The 25133-nt window shown below is 60.5% G+C and carries 32 protein-coding genes; 13 read left to right on the top strand and 19 right to left on the bottom strand.

Annotated features, from left to right (window positions below):
- Window positions 1–99: 99 nt before the first annotated feature.
- From ftsY to rpoH, 4 genes are all read left to right on the top strand, one after another.
- Complete coding sequence (ftsY, locus tag LOY38_RS02005) at window positions 100–1611, top strand: signal recognition particle-docking protein FtsY (protein WP_258698637.1); 1512 nt, start codon at window positions 100–102, stop codon at window positions 1609–1611.
- Window positions 1608–2279 (top strand): cell division ATP-binding protein FtsE, encoded by a 672-nt coding sequence (gene ftsE / locus LOY38_RS02010; protein ID WP_105340799.1) that lies wholly within the window; start codon window positions 1608–1610, stop codon window positions 2277–2279. The genes ftsY and ftsE overlap by 4 nt, the downstream gene beginning before the upstream one ends.
- Window positions 2276–3298, top strand: coding sequence for a permease-like cell division protein FtsX (gene ftsX / locus LOY38_RS02015; protein ID WP_258698638.1), 1023 nt, complete (start codon window positions 2276–2278; stop codon window positions 3296–3298). The genes ftsE and ftsX overlap by 4 nt, the downstream gene beginning before the upstream one ends.
- Window positions 3299–3411: 113 nt before the next feature.
- The gene (rpoH, locus tag LOY38_RS02020) at window positions 3412–4266 is read left to right on the top strand and encodes an RNA polymerase sigma factor RpoH (RefSeq protein WP_007897890.1); all 855 of its coding nucleotides are present in this window, start codon (window positions 3412–3414) and stop codon (window positions 4264–4266) included.
- Window positions 4267–4446: 180 nt separating this feature from the next.
- On the opposite strand, the gene mtgA is transcribed toward rpoH, so the two are convergent.
- Window positions 4447–5169 (bottom strand): monofunctional biosynthetic peptidoglycan transglycosylase, encoded by a 723-nt coding sequence (gene mtgA / locus LOY38_RS02025; RefSeq protein ID WP_258698639.1) that lies wholly within the window; start codon window positions 5167–5169, stop codon window positions 4447–4449.
- A gap of 74 nt (window positions 5170–5243) precedes the next feature.
- On the opposite strand from mtgA, the gene LOY38_RS02030 reads away from it, so the two are divergent.
- The 4 genes from LOY38_RS02030 (at window position 5244) to trmB (ending at window position 7514) form a co-directional block, all read left to right on the top strand.
- Entirely contained in the window at window positions 5244–5615 is a 372-nt protein-coding gene (locus tag LOY38_RS02030) for a DUF423 domain-containing protein (protein ID WP_258698640.1), read from the top strand.
- 105 nt (window positions 5616–5720) lie between these two features.
- Window positions 5721–5921: a sulfur carrier protein ThiS gene (thiS, locus tag LOY38_RS02035; RefSeq protein WP_007897898.1), complete on the top strand. Its 201-nt coding sequence runs from the start codon at window positions 5721–5723 to the stop codon at window positions 5919–5921.
- A 63-nt stretch (window positions 5922–5984) separates the two neighbouring features.
- Window positions 5985–6779, top strand: coding sequence for a thiazole synthase (locus tag LOY38_RS02040; protein WP_258698641.1), 795 nt, complete (start codon window positions 5985–5987; stop codon window positions 6777–6779).
- A 9-nt stretch (window positions 6780–6788) separates the two neighbouring features.
- On the top strand, window positions 6789–7514 hold the full coding sequence (gene trmB, locus LOY38_RS02045) for a tRNA (guanosine(46)-N7)-methyltransferase TrmB (RefSeq protein ID WP_258698642.1): 726 nt from the start codon (window positions 6789–6791) through the stop codon (window positions 7512–7514).
- A 113-nt stretch (window positions 7515–7627) separates the two neighbouring features.
- On the opposite strand, the gene LOY38_RS02050 is transcribed toward trmB, so the two are convergent.
- The 10 genes from LOY38_RS02050 to LOY38_RS02095 form a co-directional block, all read right to left on the bottom strand.
- On the bottom strand, window positions 7628–7951 hold the full coding sequence (locus LOY38_RS02050; RefSeq protein ID WP_084322429.1) for a DUF3392 domain-containing protein: 324 nt from the start codon (window positions 7949–7951) through the stop codon (window positions 7628–7630).
- A gap of 23 nt (window positions 7952–7974) precedes the next feature.
- Window positions 7975–9180, bottom strand: coding sequence for a radical SAM family heme chaperone HemW (gene hemW / locus LOY38_RS02055; protein WP_258698643.1), 1206 nt, complete (start codon window positions 9178–9180; stop codon window positions 7975–7977).
- Window positions 9177–9773 (bottom strand): RdgB/HAM1 family non-canonical purine NTP pyrophosphatase, encoded by a 597-nt coding sequence (gene rdgB, locus LOY38_RS02060; RefSeq protein WP_258698644.1) that lies wholly within the window; start codon window positions 9771–9773, stop codon window positions 9177–9179. The genes hemW and rdgB overlap by 4 nt, the downstream gene beginning before the upstream one ends.
- Window positions 9770–10204 carry a DUF4426 domain-containing protein gene (locus LOY38_RS02065; protein ID WP_223485289.1) on the bottom strand — a complete coding sequence of 145 codons (435 nt, stop codon included), beginning with the start codon at window positions 10202–10204 and terminating at the stop codon, window positions 9770–9772. Before LOY38_RS02065 ends, rdgB begins: the two co-directional genes overlap by 4 nt.
- A gap of 26 nt (window positions 10205–10230) precedes the next feature.
- Entirely contained in the window at window positions 10231–10851 is a 621-nt protein-coding gene (gene metW, locus LOY38_RS02070; protein WP_027926558.1) for a methionine biosynthesis protein MetW, read from the bottom strand.
- A 7-nt stretch (window positions 10852–10858) separates the two neighbouring features.
- Window positions 10859–11998, bottom strand: a complete 1140-nt coding sequence (locus LOY38_RS02075; protein ID WP_258698645.1) for a homoserine O-acetyltransferase — start codon at window positions 11996–11998, stop codon at window positions 10859–10861.
- A gap of 279 nt (window positions 11999–12277) precedes the next feature.
- Window positions 12278–12571 carry a DUF167 domain-containing protein gene (locus tag LOY38_RS02080; RefSeq protein ID WP_258698646.1) on the bottom strand — a complete coding sequence of 98 codons (294 nt, stop codon included), beginning with the start codon at window positions 12569–12571 and terminating at the stop codon, window positions 12278–12280.
- Window positions 12572–12575: 4 nt separating this feature from the next.
- Window positions 12576–13166, bottom strand: coding sequence for a YggT family protein (locus tag LOY38_RS02085; protein WP_258698647.1), 591 nt, complete (start codon window positions 13164–13166; stop codon window positions 12576–12578).
- A gap of 10 nt (window positions 13167–13176) precedes the next feature.
- Window positions 13177–13995 (bottom strand): pyrroline-5-carboxylate reductase, encoded by an 819-nt coding sequence (gene proC / locus LOY38_RS02090; RefSeq protein ID WP_258698648.1) that lies wholly within the window; start codon window positions 13993–13995, stop codon window positions 13177–13179.
- Window positions 13996–14028: 33 nt separating this feature from the next.
- Window positions 14029–14715 (bottom strand): YggS family pyridoxal phosphate-dependent enzyme, encoded by a 687-nt coding sequence (locus LOY38_RS02095; protein ID WP_258698649.1) that lies wholly within the window; start codon window positions 14713–14715, stop codon window positions 14029–14031.
- Window positions 14716–14771: 56 nt separating this feature from the next.
- Between LOY38_RS02095 and LOY38_RS02100 the strand changes: the two genes are divergently transcribed.
- A complete protein-coding gene (locus LOY38_RS02100; protein WP_258698650.1) occupies window positions 14772–15806 on the top strand; it encodes a type IV pilus twitching motility protein PilT in 1035 nt (344 codons plus the stop codon).
- Window positions 15807–15935: 129 nt separating this feature from the next.
- Here the strand turns inward: LOY38_RS02100 and LOY38_RS02105 are convergent, their stop codons facing one another.
- Window positions 15936–16556 carry a C40 family peptidase gene (locus tag LOY38_RS02105; protein ID WP_258698651.1) on the bottom strand — a complete coding sequence of 207 codons (621 nt, stop codon included), beginning with the start codon at window positions 16554–16556 and terminating at the stop codon, window positions 15936–15938.
- A gap of 250 nt (window positions 16557–16806) precedes the next feature.
- Between LOY38_RS02105 and LOY38_RS02110 the strand changes: the two genes are divergently transcribed.
- Complete coding sequence (locus LOY38_RS02110) at window positions 16807–17238, top strand: TM2 domain-containing protein (protein ID WP_258698652.1); 432 nt, start codon at window positions 16807–16809, stop codon at window positions 17236–17238.
- 110 nt (window positions 17239–17348) lie between these two features.
- Here LOY38_RS02110 and LOY38_RS02115 read toward each other — a convergent pair whose 3' ends face one another.
- The 7 genes from LOY38_RS02115 to gshB all read right to left on the bottom strand — a co-directional run bounded on the left by LOY38_RS02115 (window position 17349) and on the right by gshB (window position 23381).
- Window positions 17349–18620, bottom strand: a complete 1272-nt coding sequence (locus LOY38_RS02115; protein ID WP_258698653.1) for a dihydroorotase — start codon at window positions 18618–18620, stop codon at window positions 17349–17351.
- Window positions 18617–19621: an aspartate carbamoyltransferase catalytic subunit gene (locus LOY38_RS02120; RefSeq protein WP_007897943.1), complete on the bottom strand. Its 1005-nt coding sequence runs from the start codon at window positions 19619–19621 to the stop codon at window positions 18617–18619. The genes LOY38_RS02115 and LOY38_RS02120 overlap by 4 nt, the downstream gene beginning before the upstream one ends.
- 27 nt (window positions 19622–19648) lie before the next feature.
- Window positions 19649–20152 (bottom strand): bifunctional pyr operon transcriptional regulator/uracil phosphoribosyltransferase PyrR, encoded by a 504-nt coding sequence (gene pyrR / locus LOY38_RS02125; protein ID WP_258698654.1) that lies wholly within the window; start codon window positions 20150–20152, stop codon window positions 19649–19651.
- A gap of 89 nt (window positions 20153–20241) precedes the next feature.
- Window positions 20242–20688 (bottom strand): Holliday junction resolvase RuvX, encoded by a 447-nt coding sequence (gene ruvX / locus LOY38_RS02130; protein WP_018928712.1) that lies wholly within the window; start codon window positions 20686–20688, stop codon window positions 20242–20244.
- Window positions 20688–21260 (bottom strand): YqgE/AlgH family protein, encoded by a 573-nt coding sequence (locus LOY38_RS02135; protein WP_258698655.1) that lies wholly within the window; start codon window positions 21258–21260, stop codon window positions 20688–20690. Before LOY38_RS02135 ends, ruvX begins: the two co-directional genes overlap by 1 nt.
- Before the next feature lie 190 nt (window positions 21261–21450).
- Window positions 21451–22350 carry an energy transducer TonB gene (locus LOY38_RS02140; RefSeq protein ID WP_258698656.1) on the bottom strand — a complete coding sequence of 300 codons (900 nt, stop codon included), beginning with the start codon at window positions 22348–22350 and terminating at the stop codon, window positions 21451–21453.
- Window positions 22351–22427: 77 nt separating this feature from the next.
- Window positions 22428–23381 carry a glutathione synthase gene (gene gshB, locus LOY38_RS02145; protein WP_258698657.1) on the bottom strand — a complete coding sequence of 318 codons (954 nt, stop codon included), beginning with the start codon at window positions 23379–23381 and terminating at the stop codon, window positions 22428–22430.
- Window positions 23382–23614: 233 nt separating this feature from the next.
- On the opposite strand from gshB, the gene pilG reads away from it, so the two are divergent.
- Genes pilG through LOY38_RS02160 form a run of 3 tightly spaced genes read left to right on the top strand, consistent with a single transcriptional unit; the run spans window position 23615 to window position 25007 of the window.
- Window positions 23615–24019, top strand: coding sequence for a twitching motility response regulator PilG (pilG, locus tag LOY38_RS02150; RefSeq protein ID WP_038980984.1), 405 nt, complete (start codon window positions 23615–23617; stop codon window positions 24017–24019).
- 57 nt (window positions 24020–24076) lie between these two features.
- Complete coding sequence (pilH, locus tag LOY38_RS02155) at window positions 24077–24442, top strand: twitching motility response regulator PilH (protein WP_258698658.1); 366 nt, start codon at window positions 24077–24079, stop codon at window positions 24440–24442.
- Window positions 24443–24452: 10 nt separating this feature from the next.
- Window positions 24453–25007, top strand: coding sequence for a chemotaxis protein CheW (locus LOY38_RS02160; RefSeq protein ID WP_258698659.1), 555 nt, complete (start codon window positions 24453–24455; stop codon window positions 25005–25007).
- The last annotated feature ends 126 nt before the right edge of the window (window positions 25008–25133 follow it).

Here is a 25133-nt window from a genome sequence, read left to right on the forward strand (position 1 = left end):
CGCGTGAACAAGCTGGATGAATCGCAGTCTGTTCTGCATCGAATTATTTATTGCCGAGGCGCCCTTTGGCGCGTCGCTACCGTGAGATAGCCGTCCTCCATGTTTGGTTCCAACGACGACAAGAAGACCCCAGCTGCGGCTGGCGAGAAGAAAAGCCTGTTCGGATGGCTGCGCAAAAAGCCGCAGGAGCCCGTTGTCGAACAGCCACAGCCACTTTCTGAGTCAGCACCAGCGCCGGTTATAGAGCAAAAGCCTGCGCCGATTGCCGAGCCGGCGCTACAACCTGCGGCCGTGCGTGCAACTGAAACCGAAGTCGCGGCCCCATTGCCGCTGACGCCAGTGGCCGCGCCGTGGCTGACATTGCCGGTAGCGGAAGAACCGGTGGCGTTGGTCGAAGATGAGCAAGCGCCTCACATCACGCCACCAATTCCGGCCCCGACCGCGTTTGCTCCTGAGCCGGTTCGGGCGCCAGTGGTTGAACCGGCAGGCGTTGCGCCCGTGTTCGTAGCCGAACCTGCGCCGGTTGTTCCAGAACCTGTAGTACCAGCATTTGTCGCTCCAGTTGCTCCAGTTGCTCAAGCGCCAGAACCGGCACCAGCACCAGCCATCGCTCCTGTTGCCGCCATACCGGTTGCGCCCGTCGAAACCCCGGCCGAGCCTGTGCGTACCGAAGAGACCAAGGCCGGTTTCTTCGCCCGTCTCAAGCAAGGCCTGTCCAAGACCAGCGCCAGCATTGGCGAGGGCATGGCCAGCCTGTTCCTCGGCAAGAAAATCATCGACGACGAGCTGCTCGAAGACATCGAAACCCGTCTGCTGACCGCCGATGTCGGCGTCGAAGCGACGTCGGTGATCATTCAGCGCCTGACTCAGAAAGTCGCCCGCAAAGAACTGGCCGATGCCGATGCGCTGTACAAATCCCTGCAAGCCGAGCTGGCAGCGATGCTCAAACCCGTCGAACAGCCGCTGAAAATCACCTCACAGAGCAAGCCATTCGTGATTCTGGTGGTGGGCGTCAACGGCGCCGGCAAGACCACCACCATCGGCAAACTGGCGAAGAAGCTGCAACTGGAAGGCAAGAAAGTCATGCTCGCCGCCGGTGACACCTTCCGCGCCGCCGCGGTCGAGCAATTGCAGGTCTGGGGCGAGCGCAACAAGATTCCGGTCATCGCCCAGCACACCGGCGCCGACTCCGCTTCGGTGATCTTCGACGCCGTGCAGGCCGCCAAGGCCCGGGGCATCGACGTGCTGATCGCCGACACCGCTGGTCGCCTGCACACCAAAGACAACTTGATGGAAGAACTGAAAAAGGTTCGCCGGGTGATCGGCAAGCTCGATGCCGACGCACCCCATGAGGTGCTGTTGGTGCTCGACGCCGGTACCGGCCAGAACGCCATCAACCAGGCCAAGCAATTCAACCAGACCGTCGAACTGACCGGCCTGGCGCTGACCAAGCTCGACGGCACCGCCAAGGGTGGGGTGATTTTTGCCCTGGCCAAGCAGTTTGGCTTGCCGATTCGCTATATCGGCGTCGGTGAAGGCATCGACGATTTGCGTACTTTTGAAGCAGAACCCTTTGTCCAGGCATTGTTTGCCGAGCGGGAGCGTTCATGATTCGTTTCGAACAGGTCGGTAAACGCTACCCGAACGGTCACGTCGGCTTGCATGAGCTGAGCTTTCGAGTCCGTCGGGGTGAATTCTTGTTTGTCACCGGCCATTCCGGCGCCGGTAAAAGCACCTTGTTGCGGCTGCTGCTGGCCATGGAGCGTCCGACCACCGGCAAATTGCTGCTGGCAGGGCAAGACCTGGGCACCATCAGCAACGCGCAGATTCCGTTCCTGCGTCGGCAGATCGGCGTGGTGTTCCAGAACCACCAGTTGCTGTTCGATCGCACGGTATTCAATAACGTCGCGTTGCCGTTGCAGATCCTTGGCCTGTCCAAGGCCGAAGTTGCCAAGCGTGTGGACTCAGCCCTGGAACGCGTGGCGCTCTCGGACAAAACCGATCTCTACCCCGGCGACCTGTCCACCGGCCAGCAACAGCGCGTCGGCATCGCTCGCGCCATCGTTCACCGCCCGGCCTTGCTGCTGGCGGATGAACCGACCGGTAACCTCGACCCGCGTCTGGCGGCGGAAATCATGGGTGTGTTCGAAGATATCAACCGTCTGGGCACCAGCGTGCTGATCGCCAGTCACGACCTGGCGCTGATAGCTCGCATGCGTCACCGCATGCTGACCCTGCAGCGTGGCCGATTGATCGGCGACGGGGAGGCTGGCGTATGAGTGCAACACGTAGCCCCAAGGTTTCCGAGCGCGTGGCCCCGAAGGCCGCCGATCCGCAACCGCAGAAGAAAAAGCGCGACGATGACGACGGCCCGGATTTCGCCACGCTGTTCCGCGCCTGGATCGAAAGCCACCGCGCCAGTCTGCTGGACAGCTTGCGCCGTTTGGGCAAACACCCGATCGGCAGCTTTTTCACCTGCATGGTGATGGCAGTTGCCCTGAGTTTGCCGATGGGTCTGTCACTTCTGCTAAGTAACGTCGAGCGTCTCGGCGGTTCCTGGCAGCGTGCGGCGCAGATTTCCTTGTACCTGCAACTCGATGCCGGCCCTGAACAGGGCGAGTCGTTGCGTGAGCAGATCAAGGGCATGCCGGGCGTGGCCGACGCCGAATACGTGGGTCGTGATCAGGCACTGGAAGAGTTCCAGCAGCAGTCCGGACTGGGCGAAGCGCTCAAGGAACTCCCGGAAAACCCGCTGCCGGGCGTGGTCCTGGTGACCCCGAACGAGGTCGACAAGCCCGCGCTTGAAGCATTGAGACAAAAACTTTCCGAATTGCCGAAGGTACAACAGGCGCAACTTGATCTAGTCTGGGTCGAGCGTCTGGCAGCCATCCTCAAGCTGGGCGACCGTTTTGTCTTCGGTCTGACCGTGCTTTTGGTTTCTGCATTACTTTTGGTGATAGGCAATACCATTCGTCTTCATATTGAAAACCGCCGCACAGAGATAGAAGTGATTAAACTCGTCGGCGGCACTGACAGCTATGTGCGCAGGCCCTTTCTGTATATGGGTGCGCTTTATGGCTTTGGTGCGGGGATTCTGTCCTGGGGTGTATTGGCGTTCGGCCTGAACTGGCTGAACGACGCGGTGGTTGGACTGGCCGGTTTGTACGGCAGTGATTTTGCGCTGGCCGGAGTGCCAGTTGCCGACGGTCTATCGCTCTTGCTTGGCGCGGTGCTGTTGGGGTATATCGGTGCATGGATTGCAGTCGCACGCCACCTGCGGGAGCTTGCGCCAAAGTAATATCATTTTGCTCGTATTGACCTTTCAGCGTTTATGGGAACTTGTCTTTTGGTTTCCGGTCAATTTTCGCAGTGCTGAACTGCACGAGTTATGTAAGTCGGAGGTTTTTTCGTATGACCAATTCTTTGCAGCCTGCATATGCTCTGGTCCCGGGTGCGAACCTGGAGGCCTATGTGCACACGGTGAACAGCATTCCATTGCTGACACCGGAGCAGGAGCGTGAACTGGCCGAGAGTCTCTATTATGAGCAGGATTTGGGGGCGGCTCGGCAGATGGTGCTCGCCCACCTGCGTTTTGTCGTACACATTGCCCGTAGCTATTCCGGTTACGGCCTGGCCCAGGCTGACCTGATCCAGGAAGGCAACGTCGGCCTGATGAAAGCGGTCAAGCGTTTCAACCCGGAAATGGGCGTACGCCTGGTGTCCTTTGCGGTGCATTGGATCAAGGCGGAAATCCACGAGTTCATCCTGCGCAACTGGCGGATCGTGAAAGTCGCGACCACCAAGGCTCAGCGCAAGTTGTTCTTCAACCTGCGCAGCCAGAAGAAACGTCTGGCCTGGCTGAACAACGAGGAAGTCCATCGCGTGGCGGAAAGCCTCGGCGTAGAGCCGCGGGAAGTACGCGAGATGGAAAGTCGCCTGACCGGCCATGACATGGCGTTCGATCCGGCCGCGGAAGCGGACGACGACAGTGCTTTCCAATCGCCGGCCAATTATCTGGAAGACCACCGGTACGATCCGGCCCGTCAACTGGAAGATGCCGACTGGAGCGACAACTCCAACCACAACCTGCACGAAGCGCTTGAAGTGCTGGACGACCGCAGCCGCGACATCCTCTACCAGCGCTGGCTGGCAGAGGAAAAGGCCACGCTGCACGACCTGGCGCAGAAGTACAACGTGTCGGCCGAGCGTATTCGTCAGCTCGAGAAGAGCGCGATGAACAAGCTCAAGTTGTCGATCGCCGCGTAACCTGCGCGAACGCAATAAAAAACGCCCCGATCATTGATCGGGGCGTTTTTGTTTCTGTGCCACACCACAAAACTAATGTGGGAGCGGGCTTGCTCGCGAATGCGGTATATCAGTCAACATTGATGTCGACTGGCACGACGCCTTCGCGAGCAAGCTCGCTCCCACAAGGGATTTGCGGCGTTATTGAGACCAAGGCGCCCGGCGCGAATCGTTCAGGTCGACCAGATAACTGTCACCACCCAACTGACTCATCTGCTGGCGAATCCACCCGGCTCGCCTTGCAACGTAAGAGGTCGGATGGCTGGCGCTCCACACCCGCGGGTTCGGCAGTACTGCGGCCAGTAAACTCGCCTGCTGCCGGGACAGTGAACGAGCGCCCACACCAAAGTGATGCCGAGCCGCGGCTTCGGCGCCAAACACGCCTTCATCCCACTCGACGCTGTTGAGGTACACCTCAAGAATCCGCTGCTTGGGCCAGAACACTTCGATCAGCCCGGTAAACCAGGCCTCCAGGCCTTTGCGCAACCAACTGCGCCCGGACCACAAAAACAGGTTCTTCGAAACCTGCTGGCTTAGCGTGCTGGCACCCCGAATCGAACCGCCCAGCTCGTTATGAGCCAGTGCCGCCTGAATCGCCCCGAAGTCAAAACCCCAATGCTCCGGGAATTTCTGATCCTCACCGGCAATCACCGCGACCTTCAGGTCGTCGGAGATTTCATCCCAGGGTTTCCAGGTACGTTGCAAGTCGATAGGTTCACCGTCGAACCAGGATTCAATCTTGCGTTCGACCATCAGTGCCGTTCCCGGTGGTGGCACCACCCGAAACAGCAACACCAGCAATACGCTGCCGCCCGCGAACCAGAGCAGGACCTTCGTGAAACGACGGAAAATTAATTGCAGCATAGAGATGGCTTGGCCGAACCCGTTGAGCCGGCCATTATACAGACCCTGTTGATCGAGTCTGACTGGAGTTCTTCATGTTGCGTGGCTTCCTGATGCTGGCTGCCTTTTTCGGCTTCACCGGTGTTGCCCTGGGGGCATTCGCCGCCCACGGCCTGAAAAGCCGTCTGACGCCGGAGTATTTGGCGATATTCCATACAGGCGTCACCTATCAACTGGTGCATACCCTGGCGTTACTGGGTGTGGCGCTGTTGGCTACGCAGGTTCCCGGTCGGCTGATCACTTGGGCTGGTGCGTCCTTTGCCATCGGTATTGTGTTGTTTTCCGGCAGTCTGTACCTGTTGACGATGACAGGCGTCAGCAAGCTCGGGATCGTCACCCCCTTCGGTGGTCTGGCATTCCTGGTGGGCTGGTTTTGCCTGGGGCTTGCCGCCTGGCGGTTGAGCTGACCTTGTAGGAGCTGCCGCAGGATCGTATTACAAGACGAATGGCTTGGGTCGGCCTGACTGATCGGGCTAGAATGCCAGCCCCTAAAAATGATGGCGGCATTCGGCATGCGCATTCAATTGAACGGCGAATCCCTTGAATTGCCCGACGGCGAAACCGTTGCGGCCCTGCTGACCCGTCTGGAACTGACCGGGCGCCGGGTGGCGGTCGAACTCAATCTGGATATCGTCCCGCGCAGCCAGCACGCAGAAACCACGTTGAACGACGGTGACTCGGTCGAAGTCGTGCACGCCATCGGCGGCGGCTAGCTGCCCGGCCCAAGCGGCCACAGAATTATTCTGCAAGAACCTCACCCCAACAGAGGATTTCCCATGAGCATCGTTCGTAGCGACAAGCCCTTCGTTCTGGCCGGTCGTACTTACCAGTCGCGTTTGCTGGTAGGCACCGGCAAGTACCGTGACATGGAAGAAACCCGCCTGGCCATCGAAGCCTCGGGTGCCGAGATCGTCACGTTCGCCGTGCGCCGCACTAACCTCGGCCAGAACCCGGGTGAACCGAACCTGCTCGAAGTCCTGTCGCCGGATCGCTTCACCTTCCTGCCGAACACTGCCGGTTGCTACGACGCCATCGAAGCCGTGCGCACCTGCCGCCTGGCCCGTGAGCTGCTCGACGGCCACAACCTGGTGAAGCTGGAAGTGCTGGCGGATCAGAAAACCCTGTTCCCCAACGTGATCGAAACCCTCAAGGCCGCCGAAGTGCTGGTCAAGGAAGGCTTCGACGTGATGGTCTACACCAGCGATGACCCGATCATCGCCCGGCAACTGGCGGAAATCGGCTGCATCGCGGTCATGCCACTGGCCGGTTTGATCGGTTCGGGTCTGGGGATCTGCAACCCTTACAACCTGCAGATCATCCTCGAAGAAGCGAAAATTCCGGTGTTGGTGGATGCCGGTGTCGGTACCGCTTCCGACGCCACCATCGCCATGGAGCTGGGCTGTGACGCGGTGCTGATGAACTCGGCTATCGCCCACGCCCAACAGCCGATCATGATGGCCGAAGCCATGAAACACGCCATCGTGGCGGGCCGTCTGGCCTACCTCGCTGGCCGCATGCCGAGAAAACTCTATGCCAGCGCCTCCTCGCCGCTGGATGGTCTGATCAAGTAAGAGCCATTGATGACTGAATCGAACGACACGCCTATCCAGACGGAAGAAGGCGACGAGCGCCAACACCGCCGCATCAAGAGTTTCGTGATGCGCGCCGGGCGCATGACTGAAGGCCAGCAACGCGGTCTGGATCAGGGCACGCCACTGTTCGTGCTGCCATTGGCCGATGCGCCGGTGGACTTCGACCAAGTGTTCGGTCGCTCGGCACCGCGCTCGCTGGAAATCGGTTTCGGCATGGGCCACTCGCTGCTGGAAATGGCCGTGGCTTCGCCGGAACAGGACTTCATTGGTGTGGAAGTGCACCGTCCGGGTGTCGGCGCGCTGCTCAATGGCGTGCTGACTCAGGGCCTGACCAACCTGCGCGTCTACGATTGCGATGCGATCGAAGTGCTCAACCGTTGCATCGCCGACAACAGCCTCGATCGACTGATGCTGTTTTTCCCAGACCCATGGCACAAAAGCCGTCACCACAAGCGTCGTATCGTTCAGGCATCGTTCGCTGAACTGGTGCGCAGCAAGTTGAAGGTTGGCGGTGTGCTACACATGGCCACCGACTGGGAACCGTACGCCGAGTACATGCTGGAAGTAATGAACGTCGCACCGGGCTATCGCAACCTCGCCGAAGACGGCAAATGCGTCCCACGTCCGGCCGAACGCCCGATCACCAAGTTCGAACGCCGCGGCGAACGTCTTGGGCATGGCGTGTGGGATCTGAAGTTCGAAAAACAGTCCTAACCGGCCAATGATCGTTCCCACGCTCCGCGTGGGAATACCTCAATGGACGCTCTTGGGACGCGGAGCGTCCCTGGCTGCATTCCCACGCAGAGCGTGGGAACGATCATCAGCGCTCAGCGGCGGTCTGCTACGACGCCAATCAACACCAGCACCACCAACAACACCGGCGCCAGGCTGTAGTTGTTGAACTGGCTCAGGCCTTTGATGATCCATGGCGTGGCATAGATCAGCGCCACGCCGCTGCCGACCATGCACAGCAGGGCCATCAGCGGGACGCGCAAGGCGCCGGCGATGCTGCCCAGGCGTTGGTCGACCCAGCCTTTGATGTCGGCGCCAAACAGCACCAGCAGGCAGCCTACCAGTGCCAGAGAGATTTCCGACAGGTTGCTACGGCTCCAGCGGGACACGGTGGCGAGCAGGTCGAGTATCAAATCCATTCGTTTTCCCTTAAGGCTGAAAATCAGCTCAGAAAATTCTGCAGCAAATCATTGAGAAAGAGTTGCCCGCGCAGCGTGGCCGCCAGACGTGACGGTTCGACCTGCAACAAGCCACTTTGTTCGGCTTCGCGGCGGCCTTCGGCGAGGCTTTCCAGAGGTAGCCCGGTGCGTTCGGGATACAACCGCGCTTCGACGCCCTCGGTCAGGCGCAAGGCGTTCATCAGAAACTCGAACGGCAACTCTTCGTTGGTCAGGGCTTTCTCGCCGGCCTGGAAGCTTTTGGCCGGGTTCAAATAATCCTTCGGCAAGCGAGTCTTCCAGGTGCGCACAATGCGCCCGTCCGGATGGCTGAGCTTGCCATGGGCGCCGGCGCCGATGCCGATGAAGTCGCCGAAACTCCAGTAATTGAGGTTATGCCGCGCCGGACGGCCGGGCTGGGCATAGGCCGAGACTTCGTATTGCGCGTAACCGTGTTCGGCCAACAGCGCCTGACCGGCCTCTTGAATATCCCACAGGGTGTCATCTTCCGGGAGTGTCGGTGGCTGGTTCCAGAACACCGTGTTCGGTTCCAGTGTCAGCTGATACCAGGACAGGTGGGTCGGCTTCAGGGCAATGGCCTGGCGCAGGTCGTTCAGGGCATCGTCCAGGGACTGATCGGGCAAACCATGCATCAGGTCCAGGTTGAAGTTGTCGAAGCCGGCCTGACGGGCCATGCCGGCGGCACGCACGGCTTCATCACCGTTGTGAATCCGCCCCAGGGCCTTGAGTTTCTCTTCCTGAAAGCTCTGGATGCCGATCGACAGGCGATTGATGCCCAGTGCCCGGTAGGCACGGAATTTTTCCTGCTCAAACGTTCCGGGGTTGGCTTCCAGGGTGATTTCGATGTCGCTGGCGAACGCAATGCGTTGCTCGACGCCCTTGAGCAAGCGACCCAGCGCCTCGGCACTGAACAGGCTCGGCGTGCCGCCTCCGAAGAAGATCGAGCTCAGCTCACGGCCATAAACCGCATGCAGGTCCTGATCGAGGTCGGCCAGCAAGGCGTCGACATATTCTTCCTCCGGCAATACGGGGCTGGCGGTGTGGGAGTTGAAGTCGCAATAAGGGCATTTGCGTACACACCACGGGATGTGGATGTACAGCGCCAGAGGCGGCAGCACGGGCAAGGGCGCTCGAGGCGATTGTGCGGCGCCACCGAAAATCAGCGGCGACGCGGACGATTCATGGATCATTTCAGGCCCAGACGCTGGCGCAGCAGATCCATTGCACGGGCGCGGTGGCTGATGAGGTTCTTGTCGCTCGAGCTCAATTCGGCGCTGGAGCATTCGCGCTCCGGCACCCAGAACAGCGGATCGTAGCCAAAACCGTGCTCGCCGCTGGCCTGGGTCAGGATGCGCCCATGCCACAGGCCTTCGCAGAGGATCGGCAACGGATCGTCGGCATGACGCACCAGCGCCAATACGCAGACGAATTGCGCGCCGCGCTCGGCTTGCGGCACGTCTTTCATGACGTCGAGCAGTTTGGCGTTGTTCGCCGCATCGCCTTTACCGTCAGCGTAACGGGCCGAATAGATACCCGGCGCACCGCCGAGGAAATCCACCGCCAGCCCCGAATCGTCGGCCAAGGCCGGCAGGCCGGAAATGCGCGAGGCATTGCGGGCCTTGAGAATGGCGTTCTCGACGAACGACAGACCGGTTTCTTCAGGCTCGACGCTGCTGAACTCGCCGATCGAGCGCAAGTGCACCGATTCGCCGAGCATGGCCTGGAGTTCCTTGAGTTTGCCGGCGTTATGGCTGGCCAGTACGAGTTGCGTGAAGTTCATCATTCGCCGGGGAAAAGCTCTTGGTTGAAATTGATGGTGTTGATTTTGTCACCGGTCTGCACCTTGATTTCAAAGGTGCGGATTTCCTGCTGTGGCACCGGGTACTGGGCGATGTAGTAGACCGCGCCTGTTTCGGTGATCTGTTTGAACTTCAACGGGACGCTTTGGCTGGTCAGGTCTTTGACCGTGCCGCTGACCTGAGCTGTTTGCGGTTTGCCATCCTTGAGTACCGAGATGTTGATGACGCCCTGGTTCTTGCTGCGGGTCAGCTCGGCGGCTTTGGCGATGTCCGGTGTCAGGAAAGTCGAGTTGAAGGTGTTGTAGTGCACCGTCACGTCGCCAAAGGTTTCCTGGCGCTCACCCTTGATGGCGTCGGCGGCCATGGCGGTGACGCTCAGGCAGGCAGTAAGTAAAAACAGCGCTAGACGACCCATGATCATTCTCCTCGAAGTGTCGTGATTCAGACCGCAACCTTGTGGTCTTGCAGCCCGGGGCTGCTGACTCGGTAGATACCGATTTCACCTAACAGATTAGGCCATAGCTTACTGGCCCACCCGTGCCGATGCTGTTGATCCACGGCAAGCCGATCAATGACCTTGGCTTCACGTTCGCGACACAGCGCTTCAAAGTCTTCGAAAGTGCAGAAGTGGATGTTCGGCGTGTTGTACCAGGTGTACGGCAGAAACTCCGAAACCGGCATCCGGCCCTTGCTCGCCAGGTACCAGCGGCAGCGCCAGTGACCGAAGTTGGGGAAGGTGATGATGCACTGGCGACCGACCCGCAGCATTTCGTCGAGGATCTTGTCCGGGTAATGCACGGCTTGCAGGGCCTGGGTCATGACCACGATGTCGAAGCTGTTGCTGGCGAAGTTACCCAGGCCCTTGTCCAGGTCCTGCTCGATGACGTTGATGCCCTTGGCCACGCATTCGGCAATGTTGTCCGGGTCGTTTTCCAGGCCATAGCCGGTGACCTGCTTGTTATCGCGCAGCCAGGTCAGCAGCTCGCCGTCACCGCAGCCGAGGTCGAGCACGCGGCTGCCGGCGGGGATCCATTCCTGGATGATTTCCAGATCGGCTCTCATGTCTTCCTCAAAGCGCTATACGGTTCATGTAATTGCTGAAGGCCTGCAAGTAACGCGGGATCGGAATCAGGAAGGCGTCGTGGCCTTGCGGAGCATCGATCTCCAGATAGCAGACGTCTTTCCTGGCCGCCATCAGCGCGTCCACCAGCTCCCGTGAGCGGGCAGGGGAGAAGCGCCAGTCGGTGGTGAACGACATCACACAGAACCTGGCCTGGGCATTGGCGAAGGTTTTCGCCAGGTCATCGTCGAAATTCGCCGCCGGGTCGAAGTAATCCAGGGCCTTGGTCATCAGCAGGTAGGTGTTGGCGTCGAAACGCCCGGAAAACTCCTCGCCCTGATACCGCAGGTAGCTTTCGACCTGGAACTCGACGCTGTGGAAGTCGTAGTTGAGCTTTTCGCTCTTAAGGCCGCGACCGAATTTCTCGCCCATGGAGTCGTCGGACAGGTAGGTGATGTGCCCAACCATCCGCGCCAGCATCAGCCCGCGCTTGGGGATCACGCCCGCCTCCTGGAACGAACCACCGTGGAATTCCGGGTCGGTGAGGATCGCCTGGCGTGCGACTTCGTTGAACGCGATGTTCTGTGCCGACAGTTTCGGCGCCGAGGCGATGGCCAGGCAGTGCCGCACGCGGTCCGGGTAGGTGATGGTCCATTGCAAGGCCTGCATGCCACCGAGGCTGCCGCCGATTACCGCCGCCCATTGGCGGATGCCGAGCAGGTCGGCGAGGCGCGCCTGGCTGTGCACCCAGTCTTCCACGGTCAGCACCGGGAAGTCGGCGCCAAATGGCTTGCCGGTCTCCGGATTGATGCTGCTGGGGCCGGTAGAACCATTGCAGCCGCCGAGGTTGTTCAGGCTGACCACGAAGAACTTGTTGGTGTCGATCGGTTTGCCGGGGCCGATGCAGCTGTCCCACCAACCGGGTTTGCGGTCGTCGGGGCTGTGGAAGCCGGCGGCGTGATGGTGGCCGGACAAGGCGTGGCAGATCAGCACGGCGTTGCTCGCCGTAGCATTGAGCGTGCCGTAGGTTTCGTAGATCAGGTCATAAGCTGGCAGTGAACGGCCACAGGCCAGGGCCAGGGGTTCACTGAAGTGCGCCAGTTGCGGCGTCACCAGACCAACAGAATCGGGGGGGAAGGCAGCTGGCATCGACCCTGCTCTCGTTGAAATGAGGCGTAAGTCTAAAGACCGGTGGGGTTAGCGGCAAGCAAAGGCCGGGCCTGATTTTTTGCCGGTGTACCTGTGGCGAGGGAGCTTGCTCCCGTTGGGGCGCGAAGCGGCCCCCGTAGGAGCTGTCGAGTGCAACGAGGCTGCGATCTTTCCTCTACCAATTGAATCCAAAGCAAAGATCAGATCAAAAGATCGCAGCCTTCGGCAGCTCCTACAGGGCGCAGCCCAGCGGGGATAAATCTCCTGGCCACATTGAAGTCAGGCCGGACGCACCAGATACGGCAACTCAGGCAGCGTCTTCGGCGAACAAATCCGCACCCGCTTCTGCCGGTTCAGCTCCCCGCTGATCAAGCTCACCTGACTCTTGGAGACCCCGAACGCCTTGGCCAGAAACGCCATCAGATACGCATTGGCCTTGCCCTCGACCGGCGGCGCCGTCAGGCGGATCTTCAGGCGATCGCCATGCAGCCCGCAGAAGTCATCGCTGCGGGCCGCCGGTTGCAGGTGGCATTCCAGAATCAGGTCATCACCGTCCCAGCGAAAGTAGCTCACCGGGTCAGATCAGCAGACGCAGGATTTGCGGCATCATGGTCAAGGCCGCGAGGTTGTTGATCACCAGCATATCGATCAGCTTGAGCACCATGAACGCCAGGATCGGTGAGATATCCAGGCCGCCGAGGTTTGGCACAATCTTGCGGAACGGCGCCAGGGCCGGCTCGCAGATCTGGTTCACCAGTTCGGCGCCCGGATTATGGCTACCCGGTGCGACCCAGGACAGAATCACGCTGATGATCAGGGCATAGAAGAAGATATTCAGGAACAGCGCAGTCACGCCGATCAGCGACCAGATCAGCAATTGCAGCGGGTTGCCGATGGTGCCGAAGGTCAGCAACAGGGTCAAGGCCATCAACGCCAGCTGCACGAGGATTGCCAGCACCAGCGAGGACATGTCCAGGCCGAACAGGCTCGGGATGATCCGGCGCAGCGGCTTGAGCAGCGGCTGGGTCGCTTTTACGGCGAACTGGCACAGTGGGTTGTAGAAGTTTGCGCGCACCAGTTGCAGCACGAAACGCAACAGCACGATCAGCAGGTACAGACTGCCGAGGGTTTGCAGCACGTAAATCGCCGCAGTGTTCAATCCAATCATGTAAGGCTCCTTATTTGCCCAGTTGTTCGGCCATTTCGGCCGAGCGGTGCGCGGCGGCGCCAAGTGCTTTTTCTACCAGAGCTTCGAAGCCGCCGGCCTGGAACGACTTGATCGCCGCTTCGGTAGTGCCCGCAGGCGACGTCACGCGGCGACGCAGTTCAGCGGCGTCGACATCACTGGTGACCGCCATCTGTGCAGCGCCCAACGCGGTTTGCAGGGTCAGTTGTGCAGCGGTTTCGGGTGGCAGACCGAGCTTCACGCCAGCGGCGGTCATGGCTTCGATCAGCAGGAAGAAATACGCAGGGCCCGAGCCGGAAACGGCAGTGACCGCGTCCAGTTGCTGTTCTTCATCCAGCCACAAGGCAATGCCGACCGCCGCCAGCAGCTCTTGCGCCTGCTGGCGTTGCCCGGCGCTCACTTCGGCCGTGGCGTACAAACCGCTCACGCCCTGGCGCAGCAGCGCCGGGGTGTTGGGCATGCAGCGCACGATGGGCTGGGCGCCAAGCCAGTTGTTCATGCTGGCGCAGGTGATGCCGGCCGCAATCGAGACCACCAGTTGATTCGGCTTGAGGCTTGGGCGAATGGCTTCGCAAACGGCTTTCATCGCCTGGGGTTTGATCGCCAGTACAACCACGTCCGCGCCCTGAATGGCTTCGGCATTGTCGGCAAACACTTCGATGCCGTGCTCGGCGTGTACGCGGGCACGGGTTTCTTCACCCGGATCGCTGGCGCGGATCTGCGCGGCGTCCAGACCTTTGGCGCGCAGGCCGCCGATCAGGCTGGCGGCCATGTTGCCGGCTCCGATAAAGGCAATACGAGTCTTGCTCATGTCAGGTCCTTAGATAGAGGGGTGTCAGCCACGTTATGGCTTGCTGTAGTCGCGGGCGCCAAACAGGGCCGTTCCGATACGGACCCAAGTGGCGCCCATGGCGATGGCCGACTCGAGGTCGTGGCTCATGCCCATGGAAAGTGTGTCGAGTGGCAGGTTCAGGCTGGCTTGCAGGCTCTGCACGGCAGCAAAGGCTGCATCCTGGGCGGCGCGATCTTCAGTCGGCTCGGGGATTGCCATCAGACCGCGCAATTTCAGGCGGGGCAGGGCACCGATGGCATTGGCCAGGACGGGCAGGTCGGCCGGGGTGCAGCCGGATTTGCTCGCTTCACCGCTGACGTTGACCTGGATACAGATGTTCAAGGGAGGCAAATCGGCAGGGCGTTGTTCGGACAGGCGTTGTGCGATTTTCAAGCGATCCACGGAATGCACCCAGTCGAAATGCTCGGCGATAGCGCGAGTCTTGTTCGATTGAATGGGGCCGATGAAGTGCCAGATCAAGGGCAGGTCGGCCAATTCGAGCTGTTTGCTCAAGGCTTCCTGCAAATAGTTTTCGCCAAAGTCACGGATCCCGGCGGCATAGGCTTCACGCAAGGCCTCGGCGGGCTTGGTCTTGCTCACGGCCAGCAGCTGGATGCTGTGTTCGTCCCGCTTTGCGGCAAGGGCGGCAGCGTGGATGCGTGAACTAACCTGAGCGATGTTGTCTGCTATCGTGGACATCAAGAGGCGCCAGCGGTCTGAAGGATCGCGGCATTCTACTGGAATTGAGGAGCGCTATGGATATCACTGAGCTGCTGGCTTTCAGCGCTAAACAGGGCGCGTCCGACCTGCACCTGTCCGCCGGCCTGCCACCGATGATTCGTGTCGACGGCGATGTGAGGCGCATCAACTTACCGGCGCTGGACCACAAGGCGGTGCATGATCTGATCTACGACATCATGAACGACCTCCAGCGGGTGGACTTCGAGAAGCATCTTGAAACCGACTTTTCCTTCGAAGTGCCCGGCGTGGCGCGTTTTCGGGTCAATGCCTTCAACCAGAATCGCGGTGCGGGCGCGGTATTCCGGACCATTCCGTCCAAGGTCCTGAGCATGGACGACCTGGGCATGGGGGAAGTGTTTCGCAAGATTACCGACGCGCCCCGGGGCCTGGTGCTGGTGACCGGCCCGACCGGTTCGGGCAAGTCCACCACGCTGGCAGCGATGATCGATTACCTGAACAGCCATCGCCATCACCACATCCTCACCATCGAAGACCCCATCGAGTTCGTCCACGAATCGCGTAAATGCCTGATCAATCAGCGCGAAGTCCATCGCGATACCCGCAGCTTCGCCACTGCCCTGCGCTCTGCCCTGCGCGAAGACCCGGACGTGATTCTGGTGGGGGAGATGCGTGATCTGGAGACTATCCGCCTGGCGTTGACTGCCGCCGAGACCGGCCACCTGGTGTTTGGCACACTGCACACCACGTCGGCGGCGAAAACCATCGACCGGGTGGTGGACGTGTTTCCGGGCGACGAGAAATCGATGGTGCGTTCGATGCTCTCCGAGTCATTGCTGGCGGTGGTGTCCCAGACATTGATCAAGAAAATCGGCGGCGGGCGGGTTGCCGCCCACGAAATCATGCTCGGCACCGCGGCGATTCGTAACCTGATCCGTGAAGACAAGGTGGCGCAGATGTACTCGTCGATTCAGACCGGAGGGTCGCTGGGGATGCAGACGCTGGATATGTGCCTGAAGGAGCTGGTGACCAAGGGCGTGATCAGCCGCGAACATGCGCGGGAGAAGGCGCGGTCGCCGGATAATTTCTGACAGGAAGTTGATCGTTCCCACGCTCTGCGTGGGAATGCCTCAATGGACGCTCCGCGTCCGCTTTGGCAGGGGGACGCGGAGCGTCCCGGGCTGCATCCCACGCAGAGCGTGGGAACGATCAGTGTCGGATCAACGCTGAACAACCCGCAATGCGTTTTGATCTTTAGGCAGAACCCGCTTGGCAACCACATAGTGGTTTTCCCAGTACGGTTTATTCAGGGTGTCGATGCTCACCGACTTGCCACGGCGTGGCGCATGGATGAAGCGGTCGTTGCCCAGGTAGATGGCAACGTGGTTGACCCGGCGGCTCTTGATATTGAAGAAAATCAAGTCACCTGGCTTCAGATCGTTACGATCGACTTTCTCGCCGCGACCGCTGGCCATGGCGTTGGAGGTGCGTGGCAGGTCAAACGTGGCGTCATTGAACGCGTATTTCACCAGGCCACTGCAATCGAACCCTTTACTTGGGCTGCTGCCGCCCCAACGATAAGGCGTGCCGAGGACGTTTACCGCGCGGCTCAACACGTTGCTGCTTTCTTTGGTCGCCATCGACGGGACCAGCTTGCGGTCGGCGCTGCTCAGTTGGGTGGAGCGTTTTACTGTCTGTTTGTTTTTGCTCGAAGGAGCAGAAACATGGGATTTTGGGGTGTAACCATTAACGTTGGGAAGACGTTGCTCACGATTGGTGGCGTGGGCGGCCAGGGGCAATAATAGGCAAATGGTTAGCCATGTCTTGAAAAATGGATGCATTAGGCAAGGCTCGTATGGGTTGGCGCGCAACTTTATAACAGCTTTTTTGGCCCTTCCGAGGCCGTTGGTCGATTCAACCTTGGGGTCAACGGAACCAAATAAGCGAAAAAAGGACGCAATTATCTGACACAAGTCAGGCGGTACAGGGCTTTGACGGAAGTGAAGGTAGCATTTGCCGTATGTCGGCCGCCTGTAAAAAAGTCACAAAGAATTCAAGAATATTTCTCTATCGTGTGAATCGAGGTCATCCATGAACACCTATCGACAACCCGTTTCACAACAAGATACGCACAGCAAAGTGATTGGTTACCTGCTGTGGATTTTCGGTTTTACCGGGGCTCACCGCTTCTATTACGGCAAGCCGGTGACCGGGACGATCTGGTTTTTTACCTTCGGTTTGCTGGGTATTGGCTGGTTGATTGACGTGTTCCTGATCCCGGCCATGGATCGTGAAGCGGACCTGCGCTTTACCGCCGGCCCCATCGAATACAACGTTGCGTGGATTCTGCTGACGTTTCTGGGGGTATTCGGTGTGCACCGGATGTATCAGGGCAAGTGGGTCAGCGGGTTGCTGTACCTGGTGACGGGTGGGCTGTTCTTTCTGGGGGTGTTGTATGACTTCTGGACGTTGAATGACCAGGTTTCTGTGCGCAATGCCCAGAATAGAGGCGCCTTTCAGTAAGTCATCGCGGGCAAGCCCGCTCCCACAGTGGATGTGTATTGTCCGCAAATCTTGCGGCCAACCGATAACCCTGTGGGAGCGGGCTTGCCCGCGATTGGAGCAGCGCGGTTTTAAGCCTGGTGACTGATCCGCCCATCCACCAGGGTATAACGCACCACGCTCGGCAGGCTATGGCCAATGAACGGGCAGTTTTCGCCCTTCGACAGCCAGGTCTCACCGGCCACGGTCGAGGCCGCCGGGTCGAACAGCACGATATCTGCCGGCCCACCCACCGCCAGCTTGCCCGCCGGCAAGCGCAACGCTTCGGCAGGACCGGCGCTCAAGCGTGCGAGCAGGGTCGGCAAGTCGAGCAAGCCGTCTTCCACCAATGTCATCGCCAGCGGCAACAGTAGTTCCACGCTGCTGATGCCAGGCTCGGTGGCGCCGAACGGTGCCAGTTTGGCGTCCCGCTCGTGGGGCTGGTGATGGCTGGAGATGGCTGACACCACACCGGACTTCACCGCTGCCCGCAGGCCGTCGCGGTCGGCGCGGGTGCGCAGCGGCGGCTGGACGTGATAGAGGCTGCTGAAATCGATCAGTGCTTCATCGGTGAGGATCAACTGATACAACGCCACGTCTGCGGTGACCTTCAGGCCACGGGCCTGGGCCTGGGCGATCAGCGCCACGCCACGCGCGCTGGTGAGCTGGCTGAAGTGCGCACGCACGCCGCTTTGCTCGACCAGCAGCAGATCCCGGGCCAGGGCCACGGTTTCGGCGGTTTCCGGAATGCCCGGCAAGCCGAGGAAACTGGCGGTCGGGCCTTCGTGAGCCAAGCCACCTTCGGCCAGATCATGGTCCTGCGAATTGAAAATCACCGTCAGGTCGAACGTCGCCGCGTATTCCAGCGCCCGGCACAGGGTGCGGGTATTGCGGAAACTCTCCAGGCCATTGCCGAAGGCCACGCAGCCGGCATCGCGCAAGGCGACCAGCTCTGCCAGCTGTTCGCCGTCCAGGCCTTTGCTCAGGGCGCCGATCGGGAACACTTTGGTGTTGCCGGCCTCGCGGGCGCGGTCGAGGATCAATTCAGCCACGGCCGAGGTGTCCAGCACCGGCCTGGTTTTTGGCGGGCAGCACAGGCTGGTGACGCCACCGGCGGCGGCGGCACGGGTTTCGCTGGCGATCGAGCCTTTGCGGCTGTAGCCCGGCTCGCGCAGGGCGACGTTCAGGTCAACCAGACCCGGGGCCGCCACCAGGCCCTTGGCGTCGATGGTGTCTACTGCAACAAAACCGGCCGGAGCGGCGCCGAGGGCGACGATCTTGCAGGCTTCAACGTGGATATCAGTCACTTGATCCAGGCCGCTGACCGGATCGATAACGCGTGCGCCGAGAATGCTGAGCTTCACTGGGCGTTCTCCTGCTCGAATTGGCGCTGGGCAGTCTGCCCGCTCATGGCCATGGACAACACGGCCATACGAATCGCGATGCCGTAAGTCACCTGGTTGAGGATCACCGAGTGCGGACCGTCGGCCACCGCTGACTCAATCTCCACCCCACGGTTGATCGGCCCCGGGTGCATGACGATGCAATCCGGTTTGGCCCCGGCCAGGCGCGCGGTGGTCAGGCCGAACAGGCGGTAGAATTCGCCTTCGCTCGGCAGCAGGCCACCCGTCATGCGTTCACGCTGCAAGCGCAGCATGATCACCACGTCGACGTCTTTCAGGCCTTCGGTCATGTCGGTGTAGACCTTCACGCCATATTGCTCGATGCCGATCGGCAGCAGCGTCTTCGGCGCGATCACGCGGATGTCCGGGCAACCGAGGGTTTTCAGGGCCAGCATGTTCGAGCGCGCCACCCGCGAGTGCAGGATGTCGCCGACGATGGCCACCGAGAGGTTTTCGAAGCCGCCCTTGTGCCGACGGATGGTGAGCATGTCGAGCATGCCCTGGGTCGGGTGGGCGTGACGGCCGTCGCCGCCGTTGATGATCGCCACTTGCGGGCAGACATGCTCGGCGATGAAGTGCGCCGCACCGGAATCACCGTGACGCACGACGAACATGTCGGCGGCCATGGCTTCCAGGTTGCGCAGGGTGTCGAGCAGGGTTTCGCCCTTGCTCGCCGACGACGTGGACACGTTCAGGGTGATCACGTCGGCCGACAGCCGCTGGGCCGCCAGTTCGAAGGTGGTGCGGGTGCGGGTGGAGTTTTCGAAGAACACATTGCACACGGTCTTGCCGCGCAGCAACGGGACTTTCTTCACCGCCCGTGCGCCGACTTCGAGGAACGAGTCGGCGGTGTCGAGGATTTCCGTCAACAGCTCGCGGCGCAAACCGTCGAGCGAGAGGAAGTGGCGCAGCTGACCCTGATCATTGAGCTGCAGCGGGCGCTTGGTTTCTAGAGGCGTCATCGCGAGGGGGACTCTCAATAGGGCGAATTAAAGGGCGAGGTCTTGAAGTTCGAGCTTGAGCTCCGGGCCGGACAGCTTCACCCGTTCGTGGGCCGCGAGCGTCAGGGTCGCGCCGACCACGTTCGGGCGGATCGGCAGCTCACCGGCGTCCAGGTCCAGCAGGCATACCAGCGTCACGCTGGCCGGGCGGCCGTAGTCGAAGAGTTCGTTCATCGCGGCGCGGATGGTGCGACCGCTCATCAGCACGTCGTCGATCAACACCAGGTGCTGGCCTTCGATCTCGAACGGTAGCGCCGAAGGGCGTACTTGCGGGTGCAGGCCGTTCTGGCTGAAGTCGTCGCGGTAGAAGGACACGTCCAGGGTGCCCAAGGGCGAGTCGCTGCCCAGTTTATCGAGCAACGCCTGAGCGACCCAGACGCCACCGGTCCGAATGCCGATGTAACGTGGTTCGCTGATGCCACGGTTTTCCAGATAAGCCTTGAGACGGATCGCCATCTGGCTGATCAGTTCGGCGGGATTGGGCAGGCTCATGGTTTGCTCCTTCTTTGTCCCGAGCCGGGTTCTTCTTGAATGGTGGCTCGGGTTGTCGCTAAGGGAGACGCCGCAGCGGCTCTTCAGAATCAGGTGCTTGAGGATTCAAACAGTGCGGTGTTTTCGTCGAGCCAGCCTTGCAGCAGCAGGGCGGCGGCGATGGCATCGACGGGGTTGTCGCGGTAACTGCCCTTCTGGCCGCCACGGACCAGGCGTTCGCCCTTGGCCTCGAAGGTGGTCAGGCGTTCATCGTGAGTATAGAAGGGCAGGTTGTAGCGGCCGTTCAGGCGGCGGGCGAACTTTTCGGCCCGCAGGCACATGTCGCTGGGTGTGCCGTCCATGTTCAGCGGCAGGCCGACCACCACGGCGTCGGGTTTCCACTCTTTGATCAGGGCTTCGACCTGATTCCAGTCGGGAATGCCGTTTTGCGCCTTCAAGGTGCACAGCTCGCGGGCCTGGCCGGTAATCACCTGGCCGACCGCAACGCCGATCTGTTTGGTGCCGTAGTCGAAACCCAGAATCAGCCGCAGGGCCATCAGGCGTGCCCCGCCTGGCTGGTGAGCAGGCTGAGGTTGACTCCCAGATGCCTGGCGGCCGCTTCGAGGCGCAATTCACTGCTGGTGTTGAACAGGATGTCGGCATTGAACGGGCAGGTCAGCCAGGCGTTGTCGGCCAGTTCGGCTTCCAGTTGCCCGGCTTCCCAACCGGCGTAGCCGAGGGTGATCAGGCTTTTCGCGGGGCCGACGCCGTCGGCGATGGCGAACAGCACGTCCTGGGAGGTCGACAGCGACAGTTCGCCTTCCAGATCAACGGTCGCCTGAAAAGATTTACCCGATGGGTGCAGGACAAAACCACGATCGGTTTGCACCGGGCCACCCATAAAGATCGGCACATGCTGGCAGAGCAATGGCGGTTCGATATCGGGGCGCAATTGCTCGAGGATATCGGCCAGGTTCAGGTCCTGCGGACGGTTGACCACCAGCCCCATGGCACCATTGGCCGTGTGCTCGACGATGTAGGTCAAGGTGTGCGCAAAGTTCGGGTCGGCCATGTGAGGCATGGCGATCAGGAAGTGATGCTTGAGGTAGCTGGGGCTGACGTTCTTCATGAGCGCTAGTGTGGCGTTGGAGGGGCGAACTGACAAGCTGAGGATGCACAGGAAATGCCCCGAATACCCGCAAACAACCTGTTCCCTGTGGGCGCGGGCTTGCCCGCGATGACGGCGGTACATCCAAAATTGAAGTGTCAGACAGACCGCTATCGCGGGCAAGCCCGCTCCCACAGGGGGTTTGCGGTGGTCAGTTACTGGAGAGCCTGTCCCCGCGCGCAAACCTCCAGGTGCGGATGATTTCCAGGCGGTCGATGTCTGACAGATCCCCGGTAAACGGTGCAAACGGTGCCGCGAGCCTTACGATGCGCTGCGCCGCCTGGTCCAGCAGCGGCTGGCCGGACGATTCCAGCACCAACACTTCATACAGCGAGCCGTCGCGGTTGATCGAGACCATCAGGCGCAAATTGCCGTAAATCTGTTTGCGCCGGGCCTCGTCGGGGTAGTTGAGGTTGCCGATGCGCTCGACCTTCTTGCGCCATTCGTCCTTGTACCAGGCACCTTTGTCGCGCATGGTCGACGCGGCGCTCAGGCGGTGGATGCGCGGGCGCTTGGCGTACAGCTGTTGTTCGTTGGCCAGTTCCGCTTCCAGGCTGGCGATGTCGCTGGACAGCTGCGAGCTGTCGAAGGTCGGCGCCTCGACCTTGGGCTTGGTCTCGGTCTTGACCTCTACCTGCTTGGTCGCGGCTTTTTTCGGCTTCGGCGCGACAGTCGTCACGGCGGCCTTGGGCGCGGCTTCCTGCACTTGGGGCTTGGCGGTTGGCGGTGGAGTGACCGTCTGCACCTTGTTGTCCTGGAAGGGCGCGACCTCGGTGGTCTTGGGTATCGCCTTTTTATCCAGGGTGCCACTGCCTTGCTGATTCTCTTGGGCGAGGAAATCGGCTTTCTTGGGCTTGGTTTCGCTTTTGAAGGTGGCGAGGGTGATTTCCAGGGTTTTGCTGATTTGCTTGGGTTCAACCATGGTGAACCCGACGCCCAACAGCAAGGCCAGGTGAATCAGCGCCGCGAGAAACAGGGTAAAACCGAGGCGATCGGCCGGGCGCACGCCACGATGGGCGAGTTCAGCGGGCAGATCGGACGGGAGTGTCATGACAAGAAAACCAACATCGCGTTTTTTACAGGCCGGGGATGATAACGCAATGTTGGTTGTTTCTTGGCTGTTCTCTATCAACGAGCCTTGAGCTTCTGATCGATGGCATCCATCAGCAAGCCGCCGATGTCGGTGCCGAACGCGTTATCGATCTCGCGAATGCAGGTCGGGCTGGTGACGTTGATTTCAGTCAGGTGCTCACCGATCACGTCGAGACCGACGAACAGCAGGCCTTTCTCGCGCAGGGTCGGGCCGACTTGTGCGGCGATCCAGCGATCCTTGTCGGTCAACGGTCGGGCTTCGCCACGGCCGCCGGCGGCGAGGTTGCCACGGGTTTCGCCTGCGGCCGGAATCCGTGCCAGGCAGTAATCCACAGGCTCGCCGTCGATCATCAGGATGCGCTTGTCGCCATCGACGATCGCTGGCAGGTAGCCCTGGATCATGATCTGTTGCTTGCCATGCAGGGTCAGGGTTTCGAGGATCACCGACAGGTTCGGGTGGCCAGCGGTGTGACGGAAGATCGACGAACCGCCCATGCCGTCCAACGGCTTGAGGATCACGTCGCCGTGATGGTCGGCGAATTCACGCAACACATCCGGGCGACGGCTGACGATGGTCGGCGGCGTGCACTGCGGGAACAGCGTGGCGAACAGCTTCTCGTTGCAGTCACGCAGGCTTTGCGGTTTGTTGACCACCAGCACGCCGGCGCGCTCGGCCTGCTCCAGCAGGTAAGTGGAGTAGACGAACTCCATGTCGAACGGCGGATCCTTGCGCATCAGGATCACGTCCAGGTCGCTCAGCAGTGCGTCGGATTCGGCGCCCAGTTCGAACCACTTTTCCGGGTTGGCGAACACCTTCAGCGGACGCATCCGCGCGCGAGCTTCGCCTTCGGCCTGATACAAATCACGCTGTTCCATATAGAACAGTTCCCAGCCACGCTTTTGCGCGGCCAGCAGCATGGCCAGCGAGCTATCCTTTTTATAGGAGATGCTGGCGATAGGATCCATGACAATCCCGACGCGAACGCTCATGGGGTTTTCCTCGAAATTGGGGTGGAAAGTGCGATGAAAAAGTGGCGTCAGAGTGGCGCCGAGTGGGTTCCCGGTCAAGGAAAAACCACTGCAAAGGCCACCCGATAGATTGGATGGGGAGACTGTGCTAAAAAGGCTGCCATGTCGTGCCGGCCCTTGAACATCAAGGGTTTCGAGCTGCCGATGAGCGGCAAACCGACAAATTGATTCACAAAGGCGACGGTAGAGCCACTATGGAACAGCATTCCAGCGCCTTGAAGGTCATGGTGATCGACGATTCGAAAACGATTCGTCGCACCGCCGAAACGCTGTTGAAAAATGTGGGCTGTGAAGTCATCACTGCAATCGATGGTTTCGATGCCCTGGCCAAGATTGCCGACAATCACCCCGGCATCATCTTTGTCGACATCATGATGCCGCGTCTGGATGGTTATCAGACCTGCGCTTTAATCAAGAACAACAGTGCGTTCAAGTCCACGCCAGTGATTATGCTGTCGTCCAAGGACGGGTTGTTCGACAAGGCCAAGGGTCGGATCGTCGGTTCCGACCAGTTTTTGACCAAGCCTTTCAGCAAGGAAGAACTGCTGAACGCGATTCAGGCCCACGTACCGGGCTTCGCCGCCGTTTCGCCGCAGTAGGACACGCACAGTGACGCTCGGCCATGGGGCCTGGTGTCGACAAGAATGGGGAAGACCATGGCACGTATTCTGATCGTCGATGACTCGCCGACTGAAATGTACAAACTGACCGGCATGCTCGAAAAGCACGGTCATGAGGTGTTGAAAGCCGAAAACGGCGCCGACGGCGTGGCCCTGGCCCGTCAGGAAAAACCCGACGCGGTGCTGATGGACATCGTCATGCCCGGCCTCAACGGTTTCCAGGCAACCCGTCAGCTGACCAAAGACCCGGAAACCGGGCGCATTCCGGTGATCATCATCACCACCAAGGATCAGGAAACCGACAAAGTCTGGGGTACGCGCCAAGGCGCCAAGGACTACCTGACCAAGCCGGTCGACGAAGACACCCTGATCAAGACCCTGAACAACGTGCTGGCCGGTTGATCGCCTAGCCATGACCGAGTCGCTGACGGCCTTCGAACTGCTGCTGCAGATTGACCGGCGCTGTCGTCTGCTGGCGGCGGACCTGCCGTCCCAGCCGGCTCGCCAGGACAGTTGGAGCGGCATCGGCTTTCGCTTGGGCGAGCATTGGTACGTTGCGCCCATGGGCGAAGTCAGCGAAGTCCTGCACGAACCGCGGGTTACCCAATTGCCGGGGGTCAAACCCTGGGTCAAGGGTGTGGCGAACCTGCGCGGGCGACTGCTGCCGATCATGGATTTGTGTGGCTTCTTTTATGGTTATGGGCTCGGTCATGAGCTATCGGCCCTGCGCAAGCAGCGGCGGATATTGGTGGTGGAGCACAAAGACGTGTTTGCCGGGTTGATGGTCGATGAGATTTTCGGCTTGCAACATTTTGCCCAGAACAGTCTGGAATCGGTGCCCATGGACGAGCTGCTGGGCCCGATCGCGCCGTTCGTCAAAGGCCGGTTTCAGCGTGAACAGAGTTGGCAGGTATTCAGCCCGTTTGCGTTGGTGCAATCGCAAGGTGTCATGAACGTAGCCGCATAACCCTGTGGGAGCGGGCTTGCCCGCGATAGCGGTGTGTCAGGTTCAACAGGTGTCGACTGACACGCCCTCATCGCGGGCAAGCCCGCTCCCACAGGGTTTCTGGCGGGTCTCACAAGGGTGTTGGTT

This window comes from Pseudomonas sp. B21-015, assembly GCF_024749285.1.
Classification (GTDB): domain Bacteria; phylum Pseudomonadota; class Gammaproteobacteria; order Pseudomonadales; family Pseudomonadaceae; genus Aquipseudomonas.

Coding starts and splice junctions, on each gene's coding strand:
- ftsY (WP_258698637.1), top strand. CDS start 100: ATGTTTGGTTCCAACGACGACAAGAAGACCCCAGCTGCGGCTGGCGAG.
- ftsE (WP_105340799.1), top strand. CDS start 1,608: ATGATTCGTTTCGAACAGGTCGGTAAACGCTACCCGAACGGTCACGTC.
- ftsX (WP_258698638.1), top strand. CDS start 2,276: ATGAGTGCAACACGTAGCCCCAAGGTTTCCGAGCGCGTGGCCCCGAAG.
- rpoH (WP_007897890.1), top strand. CDS start 3,412: ATGACCAATTCTTTGCAGCCTGCATATGCTCTGGTCCCGGGTGCGAAC.
- mtgA (WP_258698639.1), bottom strand. CDS start 5,169: ATGCTGCAATTAATTTTCCGTCGTTTCACGAAGGTCCTGCTCTGGTTC.
- LOY38_RS02030 (WP_258698640.1), top strand. CDS start 5,244: ATGTTGCGTGGCTTCCTGATGCTGGCTGCCTTTTTCGGCTTCACCGGT.
- thiS (WP_007897898.1), top strand. CDS start 5,721: ATGCGCATTCAATTGAACGGCGAATCCCTTGAATTGCCCGACGGCGAA.
- LOY38_RS02040 (WP_258698641.1), top strand. CDS start 5,985: ATGAGCATCGTTCGTAGCGACAAGCCCTTCGTTCTGGCCGGTCGTACT.
- trmB (WP_258698642.1), top strand. CDS start 6,789: ATGACTGAATCGAACGACACGCCTATCCAGACGGAAGAAGGCGACGAG.
- LOY38_RS02050 (WP_084322429.1), bottom strand. CDS start 7,951: ATGGATTTGATACTCGACCTGCTCGCCACCGTGTCCCGCTGGAGCCGT.
- hemW (WP_258698643.1), bottom strand. CDS start 9,180: ATGATCCATGAATCGTCCGCGTCGCCGCTGATTTTCGGTGGCGCCGCA.
- rdgB (WP_258698644.1), bottom strand. CDS start 9,773: ATGATGAACTTCACGCAACTCGTACTGGCCAGCCATAACGCCGGCAAA.
- LOY38_RS02065 (WP_223485289.1), bottom strand. CDS start 10,204: ATGGGTCGTCTAGCGCTGTTTTTACTTACTGCCTGCCTGAGCGTCACC.
- metW (WP_027926558.1), bottom strand. CDS start 10,851: ATGAGAGCCGATCTGGAAATCATCCAGGAATGGATCCCCGCCGGCAGC.
- LOY38_RS02075 (WP_258698645.1), bottom strand. CDS start 11,998: ATGCCAGCTGCCTTCCCCCCCGATTCTGTTGGTCTGGTGACGCCGCAA.
- LOY38_RS02085 (WP_258698647.1), bottom strand. CDS start 13,166: ATGATTGGATTGAACACTGCGGCGATTTACGTGCTGCAAACCCTCGGC.
- proC (WP_258698648.1), bottom strand. CDS start 13,995: ATGAGCAAGACTCGTATTGCCTTTATCGGAGCCGGCAACATGGCCGCC.
- LOY38_RS02095 (WP_258698649.1), bottom strand. CDS start 14,715: ATGTCCACGATAGCAGACAACATCGCTCAGGTTAGTTCACGCATCCAC.
- LOY38_RS02100 (WP_258698650.1), top strand. CDS start 14,772: ATGGATATCACTGAGCTGCTGGCTTTCAGCGCTAAACAGGGCGCGTCC.
- LOY38_RS02105 (WP_258698651.1), bottom strand. CDS start 16,556: ATGCATCCATTTTTCAAGACATGGCTAACCATTTGCCTATTATTGCCC.
- LOY38_RS02110 (WP_258698652.1), top strand. CDS start 16,807: ATGAACACCTATCGACAACCCGTTTCACAACAAGATACGCACAGCAAA.
- LOY38_RS02120 (WP_007897943.1), bottom strand. CDS start 19,621: ATGACGCCTCTAGAAACCAAGCGCCCGCTGCAGCTCAATGATCAGGGT.
- pyrR (WP_258698654.1), bottom strand. CDS start 20,152: ATGAGCCTGCCCAATCCCGCCGAACTGATCAGCCAGATGGCGATCCGT.
- ruvX (WP_018928712.1), bottom strand. CDS start 20,688: ATGGCCCTGCGGCTGATTCTGGGTTTCGACTACGGCACCAAACAGATC.
- LOY38_RS02135 (WP_258698655.1), bottom strand. CDS start 21,260: ATGAAGAACGTCAGCCCCAGCTACCTCAAGCATCACTTCCTGATCGCC.
- LOY38_RS02140 (WP_258698656.1), bottom strand. CDS start 22,350: ATGACACTCCCGTCCGATCTGCCCGCTGAACTCGCCCATCGTGGCGTG.
- gshB (WP_258698657.1), bottom strand. CDS start 23,381: ATGAGCGTTCGCGTCGGGATTGTCATGGATCCTATCGCCAGCATCTCC.
- pilG (WP_038980984.1), top strand. CDS start 23,615: ATGGAACAGCATTCCAGCGCCTTGAAGGTCATGGTGATCGACGATTCG.
- pilH (WP_258698658.1), top strand. CDS start 24,077: ATGGCACGTATTCTGATCGTCGATGACTCGCCGACTGAAATGTACAAA.
- LOY38_RS02160 (WP_258698659.1), top strand. CDS start 24,453: ATGACCGAGTCGCTGACGGCCTTCGAACTGCTGCTGCAGATTGACCGG.